3 protein-coding genes and 1 pseudogene are annotated in these 3,516 nt (G+C 56.0%); 3 read left to right on the top strand and 1 reads right to left on the bottom strand.

Features of this window, described 5'->3' with window-relative positions:
* Positions 1-843: 843 nt before the first annotated feature.
* Genes A6A05_RS02215 through A6A05_RS22045 form a run of 3 tightly spaced genes read left to right on the top strand, consistent with a single transcriptional unit; the run spans position 844 to position 3,237 of the window.
* Positions 844-1,329 (top strand): bacteriohemerythrin, encoded by a 486-nt coding sequence (locus A6A05_RS02215; RefSeq protein ID WP_068497038.1) that lies wholly within the window; start codon positions 844-846, stop codon positions 1,327-1,329.
* An 18-nt stretch (positions 1,330-1,347) separates the two neighbouring features.
* Positions 1,348-2,922: a bacteriohemerythrin gene (locus A6A05_RS02220; RefSeq protein WP_082910624.1), complete on the top strand. Its 1,575-nt coding sequence runs from the start codon at positions 1,348-1,350 to the stop codon at positions 2,920-2,922.
* Positions 2,923-2,925: 3 nt separating this feature from the next.
* Complete coding sequence (locus tag A6A05_RS22045) at positions 2,926-3,237, top strand: hypothetical protein (protein WP_068497042.1); 312 nt, start codon at positions 2,926-2,928, stop codon at positions 3,235-3,237.
* Between the two features lie 159 nt (positions 3,238-3,396).
* Here A6A05_RS22045 and A6A05_RS20555 read toward each other — a convergent pair.
* Positions 3,397-3,516 (bottom strand): annotated as a pseudogene (locus A6A05_RS20555) (IS5/IS1182 family transposase); the annotation flags it as partial.

The raw sequence follows: 3,516 nt of genomic DNA on the forward strand, positions 1-3,516 counted from the left end.
GATCCCCATGCCGGCGATCTGTTCGTCTTCCGGGGGCGCAGCGGTGACATGATCAAGATCATCTGGCACGACGGATTGCGGACCGTCATGTCCTCGATCATGCGGCGACGCAGAGGGCTCAATTCGGCCATCGGGGGCCTCCTGTCTGTAGGGTGGTCGGGAAACCAACCCTGTCAGACGGGAGCCTTCGACGTCACATCAGGCTCCAATACCGCGCCAGCGGTTTCGTTCAATCGTCTTTTTTGCTCACCCTCAGGCCGCTCCAGCGATCACTCCGTTAGCGTTGAACAGCCCTGCCGGACTTTTGCCCCAGTTACACATCCGCCAGCAAAACTCCGTGTCCCGGTGAATAAGACGGATTAGCGCGCGACACAGCAATGGGAATGTTGCCGTGTAGATGTTGCCATGACTTTTGTTTATTCTGGCTTTGCAAATTGTGCATGGCTAAGGCATCCCATATCGGCTTTGATTTATGCCATCCCTGCGGAGCAGTCAGCAAAAGATTGTCACAAACAATTTTCATGTGCCATTTCAACCTGTTGATGGTGCAGCTCGCATACATTTTCTCCTTTACCCGCCCCATGCGGAGGCGGTATACTTTTAGTCATAGGCTGGGCGTAGCGAATACAGGGTACTTTATGGCCGTCGCTGACAAGTGTCGTGCGTGAAAGCGTTGTACACGATAATCATCAGGATGATGATTGAGCTTCTTGGCGGCAACTTGAACACTGATCGGCCCAATACTATCGGCAAATTGTGGTGCAAATTCACGAGCAGTTGGAAGTTTGCCGACAAAATCTGCCAACATATGAAAGTTAATTATCTCCGTTCCGGAGCTGGAACATGTTTGACTTCACAGACGATTTGTCGGTCGGGAACGAGGCTATCGATGCGGATCACCGCGCATTCTTCGAGATGGCGCGGATCATCCATGAATCTGTGCATGGTGGTAAACACGATTTGATCATCCTGAGCGCCCTCCTCATGCTGGATGAGTATGTTGATGGGCACTTCTATCGCGAAGAGAAGGCGATGAAGGCTGTGGGATACCCACGGCTCGCCGGACATCGTCATCGCCATCGGGTTTTCCATGGACGCGTCAGGGCAATTGTCGAAGCCTATCGGGAAGGCACCATGTCGGTTGCCGACAACCTTTCGACACTCGTCGTGCAATGGCTCCGAAGCCACATCACGAATGACGATCTCCAATACAAGACTTGGATCACCCACTCATCCGTCGATTCCCGACCGCTGGTCTATCTTGCCATGGAAGCGGAAGAGCTTTCGCACCGACAACACGGGTGTCTCACCGCGTCCCATATCAGATGAACTGGGGGTTTACTGATAATGACGCGCCCGCCGTTACTCGGCCCAATTGAAGTTCTTGTAGCGGTAGCGATGCCGGCGGTATGCAGACTTCTCGTCGGCCTAATTCGCGAGATGGGCATCAATGGAGTGACGGTCGTTGATTCGGTCGATTTCGCCACCCTGCAACTCCGTCATGCCAGCACAACCTTCAATCTGATTCTCTGCGACAGACTGGGCGGTGCGGGCCACCTCGACCTCTTGAAATTGGTACGCTGGGGCCAGCACGGTCTTGCTCCGTCGATCCCAGTTATCTGCGTCGGTGAGGAATGGACCGGTGACGAACTGCTTGCCAATCGTGACGCCGGAGCGACGGCGACCTTGGCCTTGCCGCTCACGAAGCACACGCTGAAGGTGGCGGTTGAAACTGCGATTGCTGAGCGGCGTGAGTTCGTAGACACCCCCACATTCCGTGGCATCGATCGCCGCATCGCCGTCATCAAGGGCTATAAGGGGCCGTTCCGCAGGGCGGCCGATGCCAACCGCGCCAAAGCCCACGGATCACAAGTTGGCCAGGGGAATGTTGGGCCACATGAGCCACAAGACATCTCCGCTTACGATGAAGACTTGAACGTTCCTGCCAAACCGGATTTCGGCTGGTCGAAAGCGATCGAGACGGGAAGGAACGACATCGACAGCCAGCATCGCGGCATCATCGACATCATGAACGATCTAAACGAGGTCCCCGACATCGTGGATGGGGACGCCACCACGGTTGAAAGGGCTCTTATCGCACTAAAGGACTACGTTAAGGTACATTTCGCCCACGAAGAACAGTTGATGGATAGCTTTGAGTATGACGACCGCAAGCAGCACAAGAAGCTTCACGCGGCGTTTGTAGCGAAAATTGAGACCATAAAGGCGGGCAGCCTCACTTCGCATGACGTCCGTCGCAAACTGCTTGGCATCGTCTACAATTGGCTGATGTCGCACATCACCAGCGTCGACCGAATCATGATCGCCCAATTGAACGGCGAACAGGGTTCCTCGGGGCTTGACCCCAATGAGAAGCAGACGACCATCGTCATCGACGAAGCCCTCAGGATCGTCCGCGATATCCAAAAGCTGACCGTGAAATTGTCCGGAATGGACGATGGCCCCCGAAAGGTGGCCTTGTGCCGGCGGATCGCCGAAGAGACCGAGCGTCTGATCAATCTGATGGGGTTGGCCTGCGATCGCATCGAGATGTCTGGGTGCAGTACCTTCCACATACGTCGCCTCGGCGACATCCGAGCCGCCGTCAATTTCAACGCCGACTGCATGACCCAAGACGCCGCCCGTAGCCTAATCCGCTATGGCAAGCGCATCATGTCCGGATCCCATGGCGTTCCGCTCGGCGTCGGAGCCGTCCTGTCCAGAATGAAGGAACGGGTGCAATCCCTGATCCAGGTCATCGGCGGCCACGACGCCATGAGCCAGGCATCGAAAGCCGCCGTAACGGAGGCCATGGACATCGCAGCTGCCGTTCACGCGCTGGAATTCAAGGTGTCGGATGGACTTACAGAAATCCACCTATTGGCACCAGCAAACTGCTACGACCAGACGGGGCGCGATTGAGCCATGGCAAAAGACGACAACAAGATTGCCGCACTCGCCATGATCCAAGGGATCATCGACAGCGCGACCGAACTGGCGGCGGTGGCGAGCGCTATGGAACGGGAACCTGCGCAGCCAGATATTCTCTTCGCCGTGCCGCGCCATAAGCCATCAAGGACAAACCCAAGGCCAAGGCGTGCGAGCTCATGTGCCAACAGCGCCATGGAATTGAATACCCAGCCACCGCATATTTCGGCCACCATCATGATGATGGTCAGTACCACCGCCCAGCGGGTATTGCGTTCCGCTAACGGGTTTCCTTCGTCAAAAACGTGAGTATGATACCAATGCTCGGACGAAGTCGTAGGGCACATGCGCCGTCTCCTCAGGCTGGTCGCCAGATACCCTACCCCAGTATAGTTTGTGGTCGAACAGGTCAAGTGAATGGCGCATACCATCAAGGACAAAAGTAAGTTCTTAACCCGCGTGAGGCGGGTAGAGGTGCTTGTCTAGCGGATGCTTGTGGGCGCGCGACGGATTGTTGGGGATAACGGCAATGGCGCCCTTGTCGGCAATCATTTGGCGGAAGTGGTCGGCGTCGTAGGCCGTGTCGGC

The sequence above is a fragment of the Magnetospirillum moscoviense genome, from assembly GCF_001650635.1.
Taxonomy (GTDB): domain Bacteria; phylum Pseudomonadota; class Alphaproteobacteria; order Rhodospirillales; family Magnetospirillaceae; genus Magnetospirillum; species Magnetospirillum moscoviense.